The organism is Streptomyces sp. NPDC060064 (assembly GCF_042736455.1).
Taxonomy (GTDB): domain Bacteria; phylum Actinomycetota; class Actinomycetes; order Streptomycetales; family Streptomycetaceae; genus Streptomyces.
The window spans coordinates 43,198-61,097 of the sequence record NZ_JBHWWF010000013.1 but is presented as its reverse complement, the minus strand read 5'-3'; the positions used below and the strand labels follow the sequence as shown (position 1 = coordinate 61,097).

Sequence of the window (17,900 nt, the reverse complement as noted above, 5' to 3'; positions counted from 1 at the left end):
GGCTGCCGCGGCCGCCGTCCCTCCCGGGCGGTGGCCGCGGCGATTGCCCTTTCCGCTCCCCGGACTCTTCCGTCGCCCGCCCGCGCCTCACTGGCCCCGTACGCGAAAGGCCCGCTCGCATGGCCGCCCTGCAGCCGCCCGGCACAGCCCCCGCCTCCCGTCCCTTCGGCCGCGCCCTGATGTGGCCCGCTGCGGCGGTCGGGCTGGGCTTCCTCCTTGTGTACAACTCCTTCACCAACCCGGCAGAAGTCGCTCCGCCGGCCCGCGCTGTGGCTTCGGCTCCCTCCAGGCCTGCCCCTGCCGCCCCTGCGGCCCCTGGTGCCGGTCTGGCGCTGCCCCGTTCCGCCCCGAAGCGGCTCTCGATCACGGAGATCGCCGTCGACGCGCCCTTCACGCCGCTGTCCGTCGGTTCTTCGGGACAACTGAACGCGCCACCCGGAGACGACGACAATCTGGTCGGCTGGTTCCAGGAGGGCCCCGCACCCGGCGAGCGCGGCACCTCAATCGTCGCGGGCCACGTCGACACCAAGACCGGCCCGGCCGTATTTGTGGAGCTCAGCTCCCTCAAACCGGGAAGCAAGGTCGACATCACCCGCGCAGACGACACCGTCGCCACGTTCAAGGTCGACTCCGTCGAGACCTTCAGCAAGGCGCACTTCCCCAATGAGCGGGTGTACGCCGACACCCCCTCCGCGCAGCTGCGTCTGATCACCTGCGGAGGCGAGTACGACAGGAAGGTGAAGGACTACACGGACAACGTGGTCGTGTTCGCCCATCTCGATTCCAGCAAACGCGCGTGAACCGCTGCCGGGAAAATCGAGACCTCAGCCGCACAGCACGCGCAGCGGCAGGATACTGGCGGTCGGGCATGGACCATCGACGGCGGGAGTTCTTGTGACAGCACTGCGTCGGCTGATCGTCCTGCGGCACGCCAAGTCCGCCCGGCCACCGGATATGGCGGACTTCGACCGTCCGCTCACCGGGCGGGGCCGTAGGGACGCCTCCGCTGCCGGTCGCTGGCTGCGGGACGCCCGTTACACCCCGGACCTTGTGATCTGCTCGACCGCTGTCCGTGCCCGAGAGACCTGGGAACTGGCGGCCGAACAGCTTGAAACCCAGCCACCAGTGCAGCACGAGGCCCGCGTCTACGATGCGGACCTCCACACACTGCTCGCTGTCGTACGTGAAACACCCGCATCCGTAGACACGTTGCTGGTGTGCGGTCACAATCCTGGAGTCCAGGAGCTGGTGCTGTCACTGGCTGCCGAGGCGCTCGGCGACGCCCTGAAGCGTACCCGCGAGAAGTTCCCCACCAGCGCCATCGCCGTTCTCACCTGGCACGGCGACTGGTCCGAGCTCGCCCCCGGCGCGGCTCTGCTCACCGACATGGCTGTCCCTCGGGGGACTTGACCGGTACGGGGAGCCGCTGGGCACTCGGAGAGCAGGCGTCAGTCGTCCTTGCCGGTCTTGAGCTTGTGCCACACCGTGCTGAGCGCTTCGAGATCCTCCGTGTCGAGGAGGTCGGTGAAGACCGGAGCCAGGCAGGAGCGTCGCGTGGCGTCGGCCTCTTCGAAAAGCTGGTGGCCCTCCGGCGTCAGGGCCACTTCGACTGAGCGCGCGTCACGCGGGGACGGGGTGCGGGTGACAAGGCCTCGGCTCTGGAGGGCGTCGATGACGCGGGACACCTGGCTGCGGCTGAGCATGGTGCTGTTGCCGAGTACGGAGGCCGGAACAGGATCCGGGTTCGAGGCGAGCCAGAGCATTACCTCGAACCAGGAGACCGGCAGGTCGTGGGCCTTGCTCAGGGCGCGGTCCACGCGTTCGGTCAGGACGGTTCCGGCCCAGACCAGTCCGTAGAAGGCGTGGTCGGCCACGGGCATCTCTGCCTGGGTGAGCTTCCTTTTTGCCATGGCCCTGATCCTACCTGTTGCGTGTGCACGCACAGAATGGTTATGGTGTGTGTACACGCACTGAATTGCTCAGTGTCCATGCACGAAAGGCACACCATGTCTTCCAAGGTTGTTCTGATCACCGGCACCTCCTCGGGCATCGGCCTGGCCGCCGCCGTCGCCGCCGCGCGGGCCGGCTGGCAGACCGTGGCGACCCTGCGCGACACCAGCCGCGCCGACGCGCTGCGCAAGGCGGCCGCGGACGCCGGGGTCGAGCTCGACATCCGGCAGCTCGACGTCACAGACGAGGCCTCTGTCGCCGCCGCGATCGAGGGCGTCATCAGTGACCACGGCCGCCTCGACGCCGTGATCAACAATGCGGGTGCCGGGCACCTCGGGACGCTCGAGAACGAGACGGTTGGCGATGTGCGCAAGGTCATGGAGGTCAACTTCTTCGGAGTGCTCCATGCCTCCAAGGCGGCCCTGCCCCACCTTCGAGCCTCTGGTGGCCGTCTGATCACCGTCACCAGCGTCGGTGGGGTCATCGGGCAGCCGTTCAATGAGGCTTACTGCGCCGCGAAGTTCGCCGTCGAGGGCTACATGGAGAGCCTGGCGCCGGTGGCTGCCAAGCTCGGTGTGACCGTCTCCGTCGTCGAACCCGGCGCTGTGGCGACCGAGTTCGTCAGCAACATCGGTGTCGACCCGGAGGCCGCGATTGCCACGGCCGGTCCGTACGCCGATGCGCTGCGGTCCTACGTGGAACGCACCGTCTCGCAGTTCCTCAGCGGCGCACAGACCCCGGCCGAGGCTGCCGAGTCGGTACTGCAGGCGCTGACCGAGGACCGGCCCGCGTTCCGTATCCAGACGTCCGACTGGGCCCGCGCCTTCACCGGCACCAAGCTCAGCGACCTGGACGGTTCGGCGGTGCTCGGCCTCACCGGCGGCTGGGTGGGCTGACCCTGCGCGACGGACGCCGACCGCAGGACGCGGAGGCTACCGTGTGTCGACGTACGGCCGCCGCGCCGCGCCGCGCCGCGCCGTCCGGCTCCGGCGGCCAGGCGTCCAGCGCCGCGAGGGCAGGTCCCGATCCGGGCAACGGCAGCGCCTCGTCGGCCAGTTGGATATGCGGTGATCCCGCGTCGTCCTCGGCGTACACGGCCGCGGTCCGCATTCCGGCCTCAGCGGCGGCGCGCAGCACCGTACGGCGATCTCCCCGCGATTGGCGACGAGTACGGCGGCAGAACCCATGAGTTCCTCCAGAGCAGGCGGCGCCGCCATGCTCATCGGCCGATTCCACCGGCGCAAGGTCCCCGACGTTCAAGATCAGACAGAGGGAGCCTGTGGAACAAGCCAGTTGTAGGCGGCCTGCGCCGTGAACTCGCTCTGTCCGCCCGCGAAGAGCAGCCCCGCGGACTGGAACGCCGGGTCGCCGGCCGTCGCCGGGACATAGGGGACGGCGATGCAGCGCATACCTGCGGCGTGCGCCGCCGCCGCACCCGGCGCGGCGTCCTCCAGCACCACACAGTCGGCAGGACCGACGCCGAGACGGCGAGCGGCCTCCAGGAAGACATCGGGCTCGGGCTTGCCCTGTGCGACCTCCTCGGCGGAGACGATCGTGGGGATGAACGCGTCGAGACCGGTGCCGGCGAGCACCGCCTCGATGGCGGCGCGGGACGAGCCGGACGCCACCGCCATCGGCACACCCTCCGTGTGGAGCCGCTCCACGAACTTCCACATCTCCGGGAAGACATCCGTCGAAGCGCGCGCCAGCTCCAGATAGTGGCGGTTCTTCGCGGCGAGCAACTCCTCGACCGGCACCTCGATCCCGTACTCCCCACGCAGGATCTCCAGCGTCTCCCGCGTCCCGATCCCGATGAACCGGGTGTGGTGCTCCCAGCTGAAGTCCGCCACGCCGTGCTGGGCGAGCAGTCGGCGCCCCGCCTCGTAGTAGTTCGGTTCGCTGTCCACCAGTGTGCCGTCGAGATCGAAGATGACCGAAGTGGTGTGCGAAGTGCTCATGCGCACCAGCATGCCAAGACTCGGTTCGACCGTGCCGAGCCGGTGCTCGTCCTTGCCGAGCCGATGCTCAGCGTGACGTGCCGGCGGCCCGGCCCACCGACTCGACCAGCGGCAGCAGTCGGTGCGGCACGCGCTCGCGCAGTGCCATCTCGGTGCGCGTACGCACCACGCCCGGCAGCTGGATCAGCCGCTGGATGACGTCCTCGAGATGCCCGTTGTCCCGCGCTGCGACGCGCGTGAGCAGATCACCGCCGCCGGTGATCGAGAACGCCTCGATGATCTCGGGCACGGCCGCGAGCGCGTCGCCGACCTCGTCCAGATGCCCCTGCGTGACCTCGATATGGACGAAGGCGAGCACCGGATGCCCAAGGGCGGCGGGGGAGAGGTACGGACCCGTGCCGGTGATCACGCCGTCCCGTTCCAGCCTGTCGATCCTGGCCTGCAGGGTGCCGCGCGCGATGCCGAGGATCCGGGCGTACTCACGCACGCTGGTGCGCGGCTGTTCGATCAGCAGCCGCAGGATGCGGGTGTCGAGTGTGTCCACCGTCATGCGCCCGTTGGCCTCCCTCCGGCCCGAGCTCCGCCCTGGACAGCGCCAATGGCCCAGTCTATCGCGATCGAGGTGAGCCACTGGGTGCGGTGAGGCCTTCCTCTGCGGAGAGGAGAGTCACTGCTCGCGCATGCCCCACGGTGAGCCGTACTCGGTCAGCAGGTCCAGGAAAGGCCGGGCCGGTAGGGCTTCGGGGCCGAGGACGCCACTTCCGGACCAGGTGTCGGCGGCGATCAGTTCCAGGGCCACGACGGGGTTGATGGCGGTCTGCCACACGACGGCCTGGCAGCCGTACTCACGCATGGACCACTGATTGTCGACCACGTGGTACAGGTACACCTCGCGCGGGCGGCCGTCCTTGGTGCCCTTGACCCAGGTGCCCGCGCAGGTCTTGCCGTGCATGCGCTCCCCGAGGGCCGCCGGGTCCGGCAGACAGGCGGCGACCATGTCCCGCGGGGAGACGTGGACCGTGCCCGATCCGTCCGCCGCGGGCACCGGCACCGGATCGGTGCGGTCGAGGCCCAGCAGGTGCAGCGTCTGCAGCGTACGGATGAAGTCCTCGCCGAGGCCGTACTTGAAGGTGACGCGTCCCGCGTCCACCCAGCGTGGGACCAGCAGGACCTCCTCGTGCTCGACGTTGACGCACTCGACGGGGCCGATCCCCTCGGGGAAGTCGAAGACCTCGGGTTCGCTGAAGGGGGCGGTGGTGAACCAGCCGCGGCCGGCCTCGTAGACGACGGGCGCATTGAGGCATTCCTCGATGGTGGTCCAGATGCTGAACGAGGGTGCGAAATCGTAGCCGTCGACCGTGAGGTTCGCTCCGTCGCGGATGCCGATCTCCTCGATCTCGTCGAAGAGTTCCTCGGCGGCGTGGCGGGCGAAGACATCGGACAGTCCCGGCTCGACACCGATGCCGACCAGGGCGAGCAGTCCGGCCTTCTCCCAGTCCGCGGCCCGTTCGAACTGGGTGTCGCCGAGCTTGACGCCGGTCAGTTCGTAGGGGCGCTCCGGGTGCGGGCGGGACAGCGACATCGCCATGTCCAGGTAGTGCGCCCCGGCGCCCAGGGCAGCCTGGAACAGCGGCATCACAAAGCGGGGGTCGGTGGCATTGAGCAGGACGTCGCAGCGCTGCCGGTGCAGCAGCGAGGTGACGGCCGCCTCGTCGCTCGCGTCGATCCGTTCGGCGCTGAAGCGGCCGTCCGGTTCCAGGGCCGCGACCGCGGCCTGGGCGCGGGAGAGGTCGTAGTCGGCAACGACCATGTGGTCGAAGAAGGACCGGCGGGCGGCGATCCGGGTAATGGCGGTGCCGACGCCGCCGGCTCCCACGAGAAGAACACGCATGGCCAAACTCCGTTTCCCAGACACGGTGTGCAGGCGCCGATTGTGGGGCGCGCCGCTTGTCGGATCCGATCCAACGCGCCCGCCGCTGTTAACGTCAACTGTGTTGGCATAAGGTGGGTCGGGTCATGGTGCTGGTGATGGAGGGAGCGTGCTGTGCCCAAGTCTGTGGTGCCGGAGGAGGCCCGGAGGCGGCGACGTCCCACGAAGAAAGGTGCGGTGCTGTCGGAGCAGCTGATCGTGGAGACGGCGCTGCGCATGCTGCGGGAGCACGGGAGCGCGGGCCTGACCGTCCGCCGCCTCGGCACCGCCCTGGGGGCGGACCCCAGCACGCTGTACCGGTACTTCAGCGGCATCGACGACCTGACGCTGGCCATCGGGAACATGCTCGTCGGACGTGCCCTGGCGTGCTGGGAGGGCACCGGCGACTGGCGCGCCGACCTACGGGAGCTGGGGCTGCGCATTCATGCCGCGTATCTCGAGCATCCGCAGGCGGCAGTGCTGACCGCCAGCCGCGTGACGGGCAAGGGTTACGAAGTGGCGGCTGACGAGACGATCCTGGGGCTGCTGCGCACAGCCGGCTTCCCGGACGCCGAGGCGGTCCGGATCTATCACGCGTTCATCGACCAGAGCCTGGCGTTCGCCGCGCTGGACGCGGCCTCGCTGGCGCTGCCGGCGGCAGCACGCGCGGCGGACGAGGAGGTCTGGCAGGCCACGTACGCCCGGCTGCCCGCCGCGACTCATCCACACATCGCAGCGACCGCGCATCTGCTGGTCGCCCGGATGAACCACAGTGCGTATCCCACCGCGCTGGAGATGCTGCTGGACAGCGCATCAACTCGGCTTCGCGAAGAACAACGCGGGGACGGCGGCGGGAGCGGGAGCGGCTGAGCCTGCTCGGCTCTTCGCCTTCGCGGGCCGCCACATCGTCCAGGGGCTCACCTCGCTGCGCTCAAAGGGTAGTTGGCCGCGGAGCCGGTTCACGGTGCCTTCGTGCCTTCGTGCCTTCGTGCCTTCGGCCGTCACGGCCCGCCCTGGGGAGCGCGCTCGTCCCCGTCGGCTGCGCGGTCGTGCTCGAAGACCCAGACAGCCACCTGGGCACGGGAGGTGAAGCCGAGTTTGCTCAGTATGTGCTCGATATGGCCCTCCGCCGTGCGCTGGGCGATCACCAGCGTGGCCGCGATCTCCTTGTTGCTCAGCCCCTGCGCGACCAGATGGGCGATCTCGGTCTCCCGACGGGTGAGCGGTGACGGCCGCTCATCCTCTCCGCCGGGTTCCGCCGCCGCCAGGTGCTCCTCGAGCGCGTAGCCGAGCGCTTCGCCGTAGGAGAGCCGGGAGCCCTTCCTGACGGCAGCACGGAAGGCCGTGGCCCCAAGAGCCCGGCTGGTGCGCGACTCGCACTCGTCGTGGTATTTGACGAGGTGTCCGTACCCGGACAGCGGCGCGCCGATCGCCTGCCAGACGGTCTGCAGGACGCCCAGGAGCCGGGCGGCGCGCTCGTACTGCTCCTCCGTGGCGGCGATCCAGGCCAGCACCTCAAGGTTGACGCCGACCCCCAGCGGATCGTCGAGCGAACGGTTGAAGATCAGGCTCGCCTTCTCGAGCTCGATGGCGCGACGGGCGTCGCCCTGGCGCCAGACCTCGATTCCGAGCGCCATCGTCGTGTAGGCCCTGTGCCAGCCCTCTCCGTACGTGTCGCACACCCTCAGCGACTCCTCGCCGAAGGCGATGGCGCGCGGCGAGTCACCGAGGAACGAGTGGACGAGGGAGAGCCGGATCAGCGCCAGCGCGAGTCCCACGGGGTCGTTGACGGCCTGGTGCCGGGCCACCGCCTCCTCGTAGAGCCCGATCGCGGATTCGGCGTCCCCCCGATACATGGCGATCATGCCGGAGTACAGCGCGGTGTAGGCGACAACGGAATCGTCCGCGAGCCGTTTCCCGAGCTTCCCGCTCTCCTCGAGCATGGCCGCGGCAGCGGCGGTCTCCGACTGGATGACGGCCAGCCAGCTGTTGGTCCACAGCGCTCGGGCGCGTACCTGGTTCGGTTCGGTGCAGACGGCGAGCCCCTCGTCCAGCCAGCGCCGTCCCTCGCCGAGGTAGTAGCTGGTGATCCAGTGGTAGAGCAGGTCCGAGGCCATGCTCAGGCCGGTCTCGGCCTCCCCGTGTTCGGCGAAGCTGTACTCCAGGGCAGTGCGCAGATTGGTGTGCTCCAGGTGGAGCCGTGCGAACCAGGCCACTTGGGACGGGCCGAACAACTCGGCACGCGCTTCGGCCGCCAGCCGCCGGTAGTAGTCACGGTGGCGCCGTTGCAGAGGCGCCGTCTGCCCGGCTGCGACGAGCTGCTCCCGGCCGTACTGCCGCAGTGTGTCCAGCAGTCGGTAGCGCACCGTCGAATGGGGCTCCTCCCTGAGAAGGACCGACTTGTCGACAAGTCCGGTCACCACATCGAGGATCTCTTCACGGCGGATGCCGTCGCCGGAGCAGACCCCCTCGGCCGCCTCCAGATCGAAGCCGCCGGTGAACACCGAGGCGCGAGCCCAGAGCAGCCGCTCTTGACCGGTGCACAGAACGTGACTCCAGTCGATCAGCGCGCGCAGTGTCTGGTGGCGCGGGAGCACCGCCCGCGAACCGGCGGTCAGCAGCTGGAACCGGTCGTCCAGCCGCTCCAGCAACTGCTGTACGGACAGGGCCCGCAGCCGGACGACGGCAAGCTCGATTCCCAGAGGGATGCCGTCCAGCTGCCGGCAGATCCGTTCCACTGCTTCACGGTTGGCCTCGGTGACGGAGAACCCGGGCAGGACGGCGCCCGCCCTCTCGGTGAACAGCCGTACGGCGTCGCACCGGGCCAGCGACTTGAGGGACAGCCGGGGTTTCCCGGTGCTCGGCAGGCCCAGCGTCGGCACGGCAAGGGTGTGCTCGTAAGGGAGGCCCAACACCTGCCGACTGGTGGCCAGGATCTTCAGATCGGGGGCGGAGCGAAGCAGAGAATCGGCCAGCACCGCGCACTGCGGCAGCAGGTGCTCGCAGTTGTCCAGGATCACCAGTGTGCGCTTGTCCCGGAGATGTTCGGTGAGGATGTCCAGTGGCCCGCGGGAGGAATGGTCACGGATCTCCAGCGCTTCGGCGACGGTCTGGGCGAGCAGCTCGGAATTATCCAGGCCCGCGAGTTCGACGAGCCACACACCGTCCGCAAACGCCGACCGGACCTCGGCTGCGACATGTGACGCCAGCCGCGTCTTGCCGACTCCCCCCACACCCGTGAGCGTCACCAGACGCGATCCGGACAGCCTGTTGCGGACCTCGGCCACCTCGTGCCGACGTCCCACGAAGCTCGTCACCTCGGCAGGCAGCCTGCCCTCCTGCCGACGTGTCGAGACGCTTGGTGCCACGACAGCCATCGATTCCTCGGATCGGTCCGATCCACGGCGCCACAGGCCGTTCGTGAACCGGGCCGACGTCATCCAGCCTATTCCTCTGCGGCTCCGGCCGTCCCCGCCCGGCGGCTCCGGACGCCCCGCCCGGCGGAAGGGCCGGAGAGGAAATCCGGTCCTCCCGCCGCAGGTGCAACCATGGTGTTATGTCCGCCCACGGCGCCAATGGCACCGGTCCCCACCTACGGCGGGGCGCTTCCTTCGGCGACGAGTCCTCCCTGATCGGCCGCCGACAGCAGCTCGCCGAGGCCAAAAAGATGCTGCGGCATTCCCGCCTGGTGACCCTCACGGGTGTGGGTGGCGTGGGCAAGACCAAGCTGGCAACGGGAGTTGCCGACGAGGTGCGAAGGGCGTTCCCGGACGGCGATTGGCTGGTCGAGCTCGGCGCGCTGGAGGACGAAGGGCTGCTCGCGCAGACCGTCGCGACGGGGATCGGCCTGCGGGACCAGTCGGCCCGGCACCCGTCGGACCTGCTCTGCGACCGCCTTCGTGACACGCGTTCCCTGCTGGTCCTGGACAACTGCGAGCACATCCTGGACGGCTGCGCGGCGCTCACCGACCGCCTGCTGCGCGCGGCTCCCCGGCTGCGCGTGCTGGCCACCAGCCGCCAGCCCCTGGGGGTGTACGGCGAGTCCGTCCTCTCGGTGCCCGCACTGGCCGTGCCGGAACCCCATCGAACGCTCCGCCCCGAGGCAGCCGCTCACTATGCAGCGGTCAGGCTGTTCCAGCGGCGGGCGGCGGAGGCGTCGCCGGAGTTCACCCTCGGCCCCGAAAACCTGGAGACGGTCGTCCGGCTCTGCCGGCGTCTGGACGGCATCCCGCTCGCCATCGAACTGGCCGCGGCGCAACTCAGGACGTTCACGCCCCAAGAGATCCTCCGGCGGCTGGACGAGCGCCTCGAACTGTCCCCGGACAACACCGCGGCGGACCTGCCCCGCCACGAGACGCTGCGCGCCTCGATCGACTGGAGCTTTGATCTGTGTTCCCCCGGTGAGCAGTGGCTGTGGGCGCGCACATCGGTCTTCGCCGGGAGCTGCGGGCTGGACGCGGTCGAAGCGGTCTGCTCCGGTGACGGCATACCCGAGGAGAGCATCCTCGACCTGGTGGCCGGGCTGGTCGACAAGTCGGTTCTGATCCGGGAGGAGCAGGGTGCCCAGGTGCGCTACCGCCTGCTGGAAACGATCCGGCAGTACGGCGCGGAGCGCCTGGCCGAGGCCGGGCAGAAGCCGGCCCTGCAGCAACGCCACCGGGACTGGTACCACCGGCTGGTGGACCGCGCGGAGGCGGAGTGGCTGAGCCCGCGCCAGGAGACCTGGCTCGCCCGGCTGCAGAGTGAGCACGCCAACCTCCGCACCGCCCTGGAGTTCTGCCTCAGCGAGCCCGGCCAGGTGCAGGAGGGGCTGGATATCGCCGCCTCGCTGTGGTTCCACTGGCTGTGCAGCGGGTTCCTGAGCGAGGGCCGCCACTGGCTCGGCAGGGCGCTGGCGCTCGCACCCCAGGACACGGTGGCCCGCGGCAAGGCGCTGTGGGTGGACGGCTGGCTGTCGGTGCTCCGGGGCGACACGTCCTCGGCGCTGCCGCAGCTGGAGGAGTGCAGGGCCCTCGCGCTCCGGCTTCGCGATACAACCACCCTGGTCCACGCCGAGCAGTACCTGGGCGGCTGTGCGCTCTACGAAGGCGACTTCCGCCAGGCGATCGGCCTTCTGGAGAAAGCCGTGGAAGGCCACCGCGCGGCCGGTGATCGCAACGGCTTGATGACCGCCCTCTATCAGCTCACCGTGGCATGTGCCATGTCCGGCGATCCTCGTGCCGCGGATGTCGGGAAGGAGTGCCTTGCCCTGTGCGATGAGGCACACGCGCCCTGGTCCCGCTCCTACGCCCTGTGGGCGCTCGGCCTCTACCGCTGGCGCCAGGGTGAGCCACGCCATGCGGCAGAACTCCTGCGCGACGCCCTCAAGACCCGCCGGGTCGTAGGGGACGGATGGGGGATCGCTCTCTGCCTGGAGGCGCTGGCCTGGGCCGCCGCCTCAGCCGGCGAGGCGGAAGACGGTGCCCGGCTGCTGGGCGCGGCGGAGGTCGTGGGGCGTTCCGTAGGGATCTCGCAATCGGGGTTCCAGCACCTGGCCGCGGGACACGAGAGGACCGAAATCCGTCTACGCACCGAGCTCGGCGAGCGCAGATACACCGCGGCAGTCCGGCGCGGAGCGAGGATGGGACGCGACAGGGCGGCGGAATGGGCCCTGTACGGCTCCTCGGCCCCGGCTTCGTGGCCCCCTCGGGAGGTGGCGGCCGGCCAGTGAAGAGGCGCCGGCCGGTCAGTGAAGGGGGCGGGTGAAACGCGGGGAACCGCAGTAGCGCCGCACACGGAGCGTTTGCGCCGTCACCCTACGATGCCCACCAGGCCCGCTTCGGGCGGCTCAGGTATCGATACGGGGATTTATCCCCTTCCGACACGCTGGTCGTCGGCACATGATGGTCGCGTCATCCGAGATCCGCCCCAGTCGGGCGGAGAATCGAAGGTCCGAGCAATGTGCCAGCACCAGCCATCCTGCCCATCCTCAACCGCGCCCGACCATGACGCCGCCCGCCTCGTGGCCCACCACCCTGAGCAGGGTTGGGGCCTCCTCTGCAACGGTGTGACGGTGTTCGAGGACATGGGTGAGCTCCTGCCCGACGTCAGGTCCGCTCCCACCGCTCAGGTCATGGAGATCGGGGCGTCATGAACCCGTTCACGGCGCCCATGCCTGAGTTTGCGGCCGGTCCGACACGGCAGGCCGGGCTCGGCGTTCCTCCGGACGAGAGCCCCCGTAGACGGTCCTGGCTCCTGCCACCCGAACCGTCCTCGGTGCGAGAAGCACGGCGAATCGTCCGCACCCAGCTGGCTCAATGGGCGCTCCACGAGCAGATCGACGACACGGAGCTGCTCGTCAGCGAACTGGTCACCAACGCCCTGAGCCATGCGTGGGGTCCGGTCCGGCTCACCTTCTGCCGGCCTTCCCGGCACCGCGGGATACGTTGCGAGATCGAGGACGCGAATCCTTCCGGACCCACGAGGCGCCGGGCCCGCGAGCACGAGGAGGAGGGGCGCGGGCTGTACATGCTGACCCTGCTGTCCCGCTCCTGGGGCAGCGACCGGACAAGCGCCGGGAAGGTGGTGTGGTTCGAGCTGCATACCCGCGTCGGCTCCGGATAGGGGGCCGCGTCCTACGGCGGAAGGAGGAACCTGTCGACGACCCAAAGAGAAGCAAACAGCCCGATAGTCATCGAAACGGGCCCAGGGATCCGGGAGACGAGTTCCGTCGCAGCCTCGCACCCCTGGGCCTCACGATCGCTCGCCCCGAGCGGCCGACTGCCTTCTGCCCGCGGAGGCTGAGCGCGGCTGCTCGATCAGCAGCCGCAGGATGCGGGTGTCGAGTGTGTTCACCGTCACGGTCCGTTGGCCTCCCTCTGGCCCACACTTCCCGGCCTCGACTGTGCCAATGGACCAGTCCATCGCGGTCGAGTTGAGCCACTGCGTGCGGTGATGCTTTCCTCTGCGGAGAGATGGCGCTGCGCAGCGCCGGAACGGTGACGGAGCCGGACCGGGACCCGCAGCGCCTTTGCCATGTCTGAAGAGGGTGTGTGAACAGCAAGGGGGGCGGGACGACCGTCATGAAGAGCATGACCGGCCTGCAGCGGATGTTTGTGGCCCCCGATCCGGGGCGCGTGCGACTGCGCGTCTCGACGCGCGCCGTGCTCGGCGTCGCCCTCGCCGTCGCCGCAGCCGAGCTGGCCGGGCTCTCCCTGATCGCCTCCATCACCGGCGGACTCGCCGCGCTCCTCGGGCTCTTCACCGTCGGCGACCCGACCGTGCGCCGCCAGGCCGTCACCACTGCCCTGCTGCCCGCCGCCGGCTTCCCCATCCTCGCGCTCGCGACCGCCCTGCACGAGCTGCCGCTGCTGCGCGCCACCGCCTGGCTCAGCGTGGTCTTCTGCGGCGTCTACGCCCGGCGTTGGGGCCCGCGCGGGCAGGCGCTGGGCATCTTCGGGTTCATGATGTTCTTCGTCACCCAGTTCCTGCACGCGGTACCGGCACAGCTGCCGGAGCTGTACGGGGCGGTGGCGCTGGCCCTGACCGCCTCCTCGGCCGTCCGCTTCGGCCTGTGGTCCATCGAGCGGCGTACGCCGCCGCCCGCCGCGCCCGCGCCGCTCCCCGGCCGCGGGCTCGCCCGCCCCACCACCCGGCAGGCTTTCCAGGCGACCTTCGCCTGCGGCGTCGCGCTCGCTGCAGGGCTGCTGATCTCCCCGGACCGCTGGTACTGGGCCGTCGGCACCGCCTGGTGGATCTTCGTCAACACCGCGTCGCGCGGCGAGACCCTGGTCCGTGGCTTCCGCCGCGTCGTCGGCACCGTCACCGGTATCGCCGCGGGACTGCTGATCGCGGTCCCGGTCGGCGGCGCGCCGGCACCGACGGCCGCCCTGGTCGCGGTCTGCGTCTTCGGCATCTTCTACACGGCCACGCCCTCGTACAGCTGGATGATGTTCTTCGTCACCGTCATGGCCGGTCTGCTGTACGGGCTGCTGGGCGTCCTGCACCCGGGGCTGCTGCTCCTGCGCTTCGAGGAGACGGCGGTCGGCGCGCTCGGTGCCGCCCTCGGTGTCGCGTTGATTCTGCCCGTCACCACCCATGCCGCGACCGACGCGTGGATCCGGCGCGCACTGCACTGCGTCCACGGCTGCACCACCGCGGCCGCGCGCCGACTGGCCGGGGAGGAGGAGGCCGATCCGGCGCCGCTCGCCGCCGAACTGGAGCTGCTGCTCGGCCGGGTACGGCTCTCGCTCGCCCCGCTCGTCCATCCGCTCAGCCCGTTGCGTGCCCGCAAGGCGCGCGCCCGCCAGGTGATCGCGCTGCTCGACGACTGCGCTCGCGAAGTGCGCGGCCTCGCCACCGTCGCCGCCGACCCGGACGCCTCCCACGACGCCCGGCTGGCCGCCGCCTGCCGGCGCGTCGAGGCCGCCGTACACGCGCTGGTGCCGCCTGCCACCCGGCAGACCAAGGCCTCCGTCGACTCCGTGCGGGCGCCGCAGCACCACCCCGGGGCCGAGGCCGCCCTCACCCATCTGCACGGGCTGGAGCGGGCGCTCGCGGAGCTCGACGCGCCCCTGCGCACCTCTCCCCGCGCTCCCCTTGTACCTGCCTGACCTGCCACAACGGCACAAGCCGCGGAATGAGGCAAATTCACCTGGCACACACAGGGTGGATCAGTCTGTTCAAGGGGTAACCAGAGCGGCATCCACGTACGTCCCCTCCAGGACCGGGGGTACGCGCCATGCGGAAGTCTCTGCTCAGAGCCCTGCGCCGGACCGGTGCACGGGTGTCAGCGCACGAATCGGCGGACGCTCCGGCGCCGGAAGTCCGCTGCCCGATGGGCCACTCCGAGCAGTCGGCGGGCGGCCCGCCCGCCACCCGCGGTGAGCTGGTCGAAGAGGCCGAGGAGTTCATCCGGCTCCATCACCGCGAGGAGCCGTCGGCCGGCGACCCGGCGGGCCGGATCGCCGCCGTACGCGCGGAGATCGAGGCGACCGGCACCTACCGCCACACCCCGGCCGAACTCGTCTACGGCGCACGCGTCGCCTGGCGCAACAGCAACCGCTGCATCGGCCGGCTCTACTGGCGCTCCCTGCGCATACGCGACCGTCGGCACATCGACGACGCCGACTCCGTGGCGCGCGAGGCGGCCGACCATCTGCGCGAAGCCAACAACGGCGGCCGGATCCGCCCGCTCATCACCGTCTTCGCCCCGGACGCGCCGGACCGTCCAGGACCGCGGATCTGGAACGAGCAGCTCGTACGGTACGCGGGCTACGCCGGCGACTACGGGCCCGCCGTCGGAGACCCGCGCAACGCCGGGATCACCGAGCTCGCCCTCAGGCTCGGCTGGCAGGGAGGCCCGGGCACACACTTCGATCTGCTGCCGCTGGTGATCGAGGACGGGGACGGCAAACCGCGCTGGTTCGAGCTGCCGCGCGACGCCGTACTCGAAGTCGAGCTGCACCACCCGGAGCAGAGCTGGTACGCGGGCCTCGGCCTGCGCTGGCACGCCGTACCCGCGATCGCGAACATGTGCCTGGAGATCGGCGGGATCTGCTACCCCGCAGCTCCCTTCAACGGCTGGTACATGGGCACCGAGATCGGCGCCCGCAACCTCGCGGACACCGACCGCTACGACCTGCTGCCGCGTATCGCCGAGCAGTTGGGCCTGGACACGACGAACGACCGCACGCTCTGGAAGGACCGCGCACTGGTCGAGCTGAACCGCGCGGTCCTGCACTCCTTCGACCTCGCGGGAGTCACGGTCACCGACCACCACACCGAGTCGCGCCGCTTCCTCACACACCTGGACCGGGAGCAGAGCCGGGGCCGTGTTGTGGGCGCGGACTGGTCGTGGATCGTGCCGCCGATCTCGGGCTCCGCGACACCCGTCTTCCACCGGACGTATGACACGACCCAATGGCGTCCCGCCTATGTCCACCACCCGGAGGCGACCGCGCGCGCCCGCGGCGAAGGGGACGCGTAGCCGGAGTTGGTCTAGACCGCCTGCTACCGTCGGCCGGGCAGCAGGCGAATCAGTGGCGGAGAGGGGAATGCTGTGGGCGACAAGAGCGCCGGACGGGCTTTCATCGGGTCGTTCACCTCGGCCGGGGGCCGCGGGATCATCACGGCCGCCGTGGACGGGGAGACCGGGGCCCTGACGGAGACGGGGGCGAGCGACGCCGTCGCGGACCCGTCGTATCTCGCGCTCGCGTCCGGCCGTACGGTCCTCTACGCCGTCTCTGAGACTGCCGAGGGCGCGGTGGGGGCTTTCGAGGCGGACGGGCCGTCGCCGCGGCCGATCGGCGCGCGCGTGCCGGTGTGCGGCGCGGGACCCACGCATCTCGCGATCGCCTCGGGCCATCTGGTGACCGCCAACTACGGTTCCGGCAGCGTCAGCGTGCTCCCGGTCGGGGCCGACGGCGAACCGGTCGCCGCAAGCGGCGTACTGCAGCACGAAGGCTCAGGGCCGCACCCCGACCGGCAACGCGGCCCGCACGCGCACCAGGTACTGCCCGATCCGACCGGGCGCTGGGTGCTCAGCGTCGACCTCGGCACCGACTCCGTACGGACATGCGTGCTGGACCCCGAGTCGGGCGAGCTGACGAAGCACGGCGAAACCGCGCTGCGCCCCGGCACAGGACCGCGCCATCTCGCCTTCCACCCCGCCGGCGGCCACGCCTATGTGCTGAACGAGCTCGAGCCGACCCTCACCGTCTGCCGCTGGGACGCGGACTCGGGCGTCCTCGAACCGCTCGAAGAGACACCGGTGCTGCCGGACGGCGCGGCCGGGCCCAGCTACCCGTCCGCGGTGGTTGTCTCGCACGACGGCCGCCATGTCTGGGCGGCCAACCGCGGCCATGACAGCATCGCCGTCCTCGCGCTCGACGAGACGCACGAGAAGGCGGAGCTGATCACGACGGTGCCGTGCGGCGGGCACTGGCCGCGCGACCTGGCCCTGGACCCCACAGGACGCAGGCTGTACGCCGCCAATGAGCGTTCCGGAGACGTCACCTGGTTCGACATCGACCCGGAGACGGGCGTTCCGCGCAGGTCGGGCTCCCTCGACGTCCCCGCCGCCTCCTGCGTGATCTTCGCCTGACCGTCGCCGGGGTGTTGCGCAAGGGCCCGCACCGTTCGCATGGTGCGGGCCCTTCTGCGTACGTACGGCGGAGCCGTCAGAGACTCGGCGAGCCCTGAGGCTGCGGCGCGATGCCCAACGCGGTCGCGTACTGCGACAGCACCAGCTTTCCGATCGCCGGGTAGGCCCCGAGCGCCTCGGAGGCGGCGCAGCCCGCCTCCTTCACGGCCGAGTCGAGCAGGCCCTCGGGCAGCTCCGGGCCCACGAGGTACGGCGCCAGGGCGAGCTGCACCGAGCCGGAGCCGCGCAGCTGCTCGGCGATCGCGCCGACCGCGCCCTCGTGGTCGAGCGCGGCGGCCATCACCGGTACCGCGAGACGCGCGGCCAGCAGCATGCCGGTGATCCCGGCGGCCTGGACGGCCTCCTCGCCGCCGACCGTGGCCAGGATGATGCCGTCGGCCGCCGTGGCCACGGTGAACAGCCGGGCGCGGTCGGCACGCGCCAGACCGGCCTCCGAGAGCCGGACGTGCAGGGCTTCGGCGAGCAGCGGGTGCGGGCCGAGGACATCGGTCAGCTCGGCGCTCGCGCGGCTGTCCATGACGGCCTGGCGGATCCGGCGCATCAGGACGTTGTCCGGGCCGGCGAGAAGGGGCACCACAACGGCGGCGGGGCCCTCGGGCGCGGCCACTTCACGGCCGGCGGCCTGCGCGATCTCGTACCGCTCGGTGCGCCGGGCGGCGGTGTGCGCGAGGACGCCTTCGAGCGTGGGGTACTCGGCGTTGTCCCCGTCGAGATAACCGATGCCGACCTCGAGGCCGGGCAGCTCGGAGCGAGCGATGCTTATGACCTCTTCGGCCAGGCTGCGCGTGGCGGGCGCGGGAGCGCCGGGCACGGCGAGCACGAGCGCGGGCGCGCCCTCAGGAGCCGCTACGGGCTCCGGGCGGCGGTGCCGCCCGGTCTGTCGGGGTCGCGGCATTCGTACAGGCAGGCCGGATGCAGGCCCAGTGGGGGAGCTCATGGC

At 70.6% G+C, this 17,900-nt stretch carries 17 protein-coding genes; 10 read left to right on the top strand and 7 right to left on the bottom strand.

Annotated features, from left to right (window positions below; genetic code table 11):
• Positions 1–119: 119 nt before the first annotated feature.
• Both ACFWDI_RS17330 and ACFWDI_RS17325 read left to right on the top strand, forming a co-directional pair.
• Positions 120–800 carry a class F sortase gene (locus ACFWDI_RS17330; protein WP_385304830.1) on the top strand — a complete coding sequence of 227 codons (681 nt, stop codon included), beginning with the start codon at positions 120–122 and terminating at the stop codon, positions 798–800.
• Positions 801–894: 94 nt separating this feature from the next.
• Positions 895–1,410, top strand: a complete 516-nt coding sequence (locus ACFWDI_RS17325) for a SixA phosphatase family protein (protein WP_385304829.1) — start codon at positions 895–897, stop codon at positions 1,408–1,410.
• A 38-nt stretch (positions 1,411–1,448) separates the two neighbouring features.
• On the opposite strand, the gene ACFWDI_RS17320 is transcribed toward ACFWDI_RS17325, so the two are convergent.
• Positions 1,449–1,910 (bottom strand): MarR family winged helix-turn-helix transcriptional regulator, encoded by a 462-nt coding sequence (locus ACFWDI_RS17320; RefSeq protein ID WP_385304828.1) that lies wholly within the window; start codon positions 1,908–1,910, stop codon positions 1,449–1,451.
• A gap of 96 nt (positions 1,911–2,006) precedes the next feature.
• On the opposite strand from ACFWDI_RS17320, the gene ACFWDI_RS17315 reads away from it, so the two are divergent.
• On the top strand, positions 2,007–2,846 hold the full coding sequence (locus tag ACFWDI_RS17315) for an SDR family oxidoreductase (RefSeq protein ID WP_385304827.1): 840 nt from the start codon (positions 2,007–2,009) through the stop codon (positions 2,844–2,846).
• Here ACFWDI_RS17315 and ACFWDI_RS17310 read toward each other — a convergent pair.
• The 4 genes from ACFWDI_RS17310 to ACFWDI_RS17295 all read right to left on the bottom strand — a co-directional run bounded on the left by ACFWDI_RS17310 (position 2,824) and on the right by ACFWDI_RS17295 (position 5,799).
• Complete coding sequence (locus tag ACFWDI_RS17310) at positions 2,824–3,087, bottom strand: biotin carboxylase N-terminal domain-containing protein (protein ID WP_385304826.1); 264 nt, start codon at positions 3,085–3,087, stop codon at positions 2,824–2,826. The genes ACFWDI_RS17315 and ACFWDI_RS17310 overlap by 23 nt on opposite strands.
• A gap of 125 nt (positions 3,088–3,212) precedes the next feature.
• Positions 3,213–3,908, bottom strand: a complete 696-nt coding sequence (locus ACFWDI_RS17305; protein ID WP_385304823.1) for an HAD family hydrolase — start codon at positions 3,906–3,908, stop codon at positions 3,213–3,215.
• 67 nt (positions 3,909–3,975) lie between these two features.
• Positions 3,976–4,458 (bottom strand): Lrp/AsnC family transcriptional regulator, encoded by a 483-nt coding sequence (locus ACFWDI_RS17300; RefSeq protein ID WP_327321968.1) that lies wholly within the window; start codon positions 4,456–4,458, stop codon positions 3,976–3,978.
• 117 nt (positions 4,459–4,575) lie between these two features.
• Positions 4,576–5,799, bottom strand: coding sequence for a saccharopine dehydrogenase family protein (locus ACFWDI_RS17295; protein WP_385304821.1), 1,224 nt, complete (start codon positions 5,797–5,799; stop codon positions 4,576–4,578).
• A gap of 153 nt (positions 5,800–5,952) precedes the next feature.
• Here ACFWDI_RS17295 and ACFWDI_RS17290 point away from each other — a divergent pair, with 153 nt between their 5' ends.
• Complete coding sequence (locus ACFWDI_RS17290; RefSeq protein WP_385304818.1) at positions 5,953–6,687, top strand: TetR/AcrR family transcriptional regulator; 735 nt, start codon at positions 5,953–5,955, stop codon at positions 6,685–6,687.
• Between the two features lie 131 nt (positions 6,688–6,818).
• Here ACFWDI_RS17290 and ACFWDI_RS17285 read toward each other — a convergent pair whose 3' ends face one another.
• Entirely contained in the window at positions 6,819–9,122 is a 2,304-nt protein-coding gene (locus ACFWDI_RS17285; protein WP_385304815.1) for an ATP-binding protein, read from the bottom strand.
• Positions 9,123–9,373: 251 nt separating this feature from the next.
• Here ACFWDI_RS17285 and ACFWDI_RS17280 point away from each other — a divergent pair, with 251 nt between their 5' ends.
• The 6 genes from ACFWDI_RS17280 (at position 9,374) to ACFWDI_RS17255 (ending at position 16,900) form a co-directional block, all read left to right on the top strand.
• Complete coding sequence (locus ACFWDI_RS17280; RefSeq protein ID WP_385304814.1) at positions 9,374–11,527, top strand: ATP-binding protein; 2,154 nt, start codon at positions 9,374–9,376, stop codon at positions 11,525–11,527.
• A gap of 228 nt (positions 11,528–11,755) precedes the next feature.
• A complete protein-coding gene (locus ACFWDI_RS17275; RefSeq protein ID WP_385304812.1) occupies positions 11,756–11,950 on the top strand; it encodes a DUF5999 family protein in 195 nt (64 codons plus the stop codon).
• Positions 11,947–12,420 (top strand): ATP-binding protein, encoded by a 474-nt coding sequence (locus ACFWDI_RS17270; protein ID WP_385304811.1) that lies wholly within the window; start codon positions 11,947–11,949, stop codon positions 12,418–12,420. Before ACFWDI_RS17275 ends, ACFWDI_RS17270 begins: the two co-directional genes overlap by 4 nt.
• Positions 12,421–12,905: 485 nt before the next feature.
• The gene (locus tag ACFWDI_RS17265; RefSeq protein WP_385305038.1) at positions 12,906–14,408 is read left to right on the top strand and encodes an FUSC family protein; all 1,503 of its coding nucleotides are present in this window, start codon (positions 12,906–12,908) and stop codon (positions 14,406–14,408) included.
• 224 nt (positions 14,409–14,632) lie between these two features.
• Entirely contained in the window at positions 14,633–15,784 is a 1,152-nt protein-coding gene (locus ACFWDI_RS17260) for a nitric oxide synthase oxygenase (RefSeq protein ID WP_385305036.1), read from the top strand.
• Between the two features lie 72 nt (positions 15,785–15,856).
• Complete coding sequence (locus tag ACFWDI_RS17255) at positions 15,857–16,900, top strand: lactonase family protein (RefSeq protein ID WP_385304810.1); 1,044 nt, start codon at positions 15,857–15,859, stop codon at positions 16,898–16,900.
• A 76-nt stretch (positions 16,901–16,976) separates the two neighbouring features.
• Here the strand turns inward: ACFWDI_RS17255 and ACFWDI_RS17250 are convergent, their stop codons facing one another.
• Positions 16,977–17,897, bottom strand: coding sequence for a sirohydrochlorin chelatase (locus tag ACFWDI_RS17250; protein WP_385304807.1), 921 nt, complete (start codon positions 17,895–17,897; stop codon positions 16,977–16,979).
• Positions 17,898–17,900 lie beyond the last annotated feature (3 nt).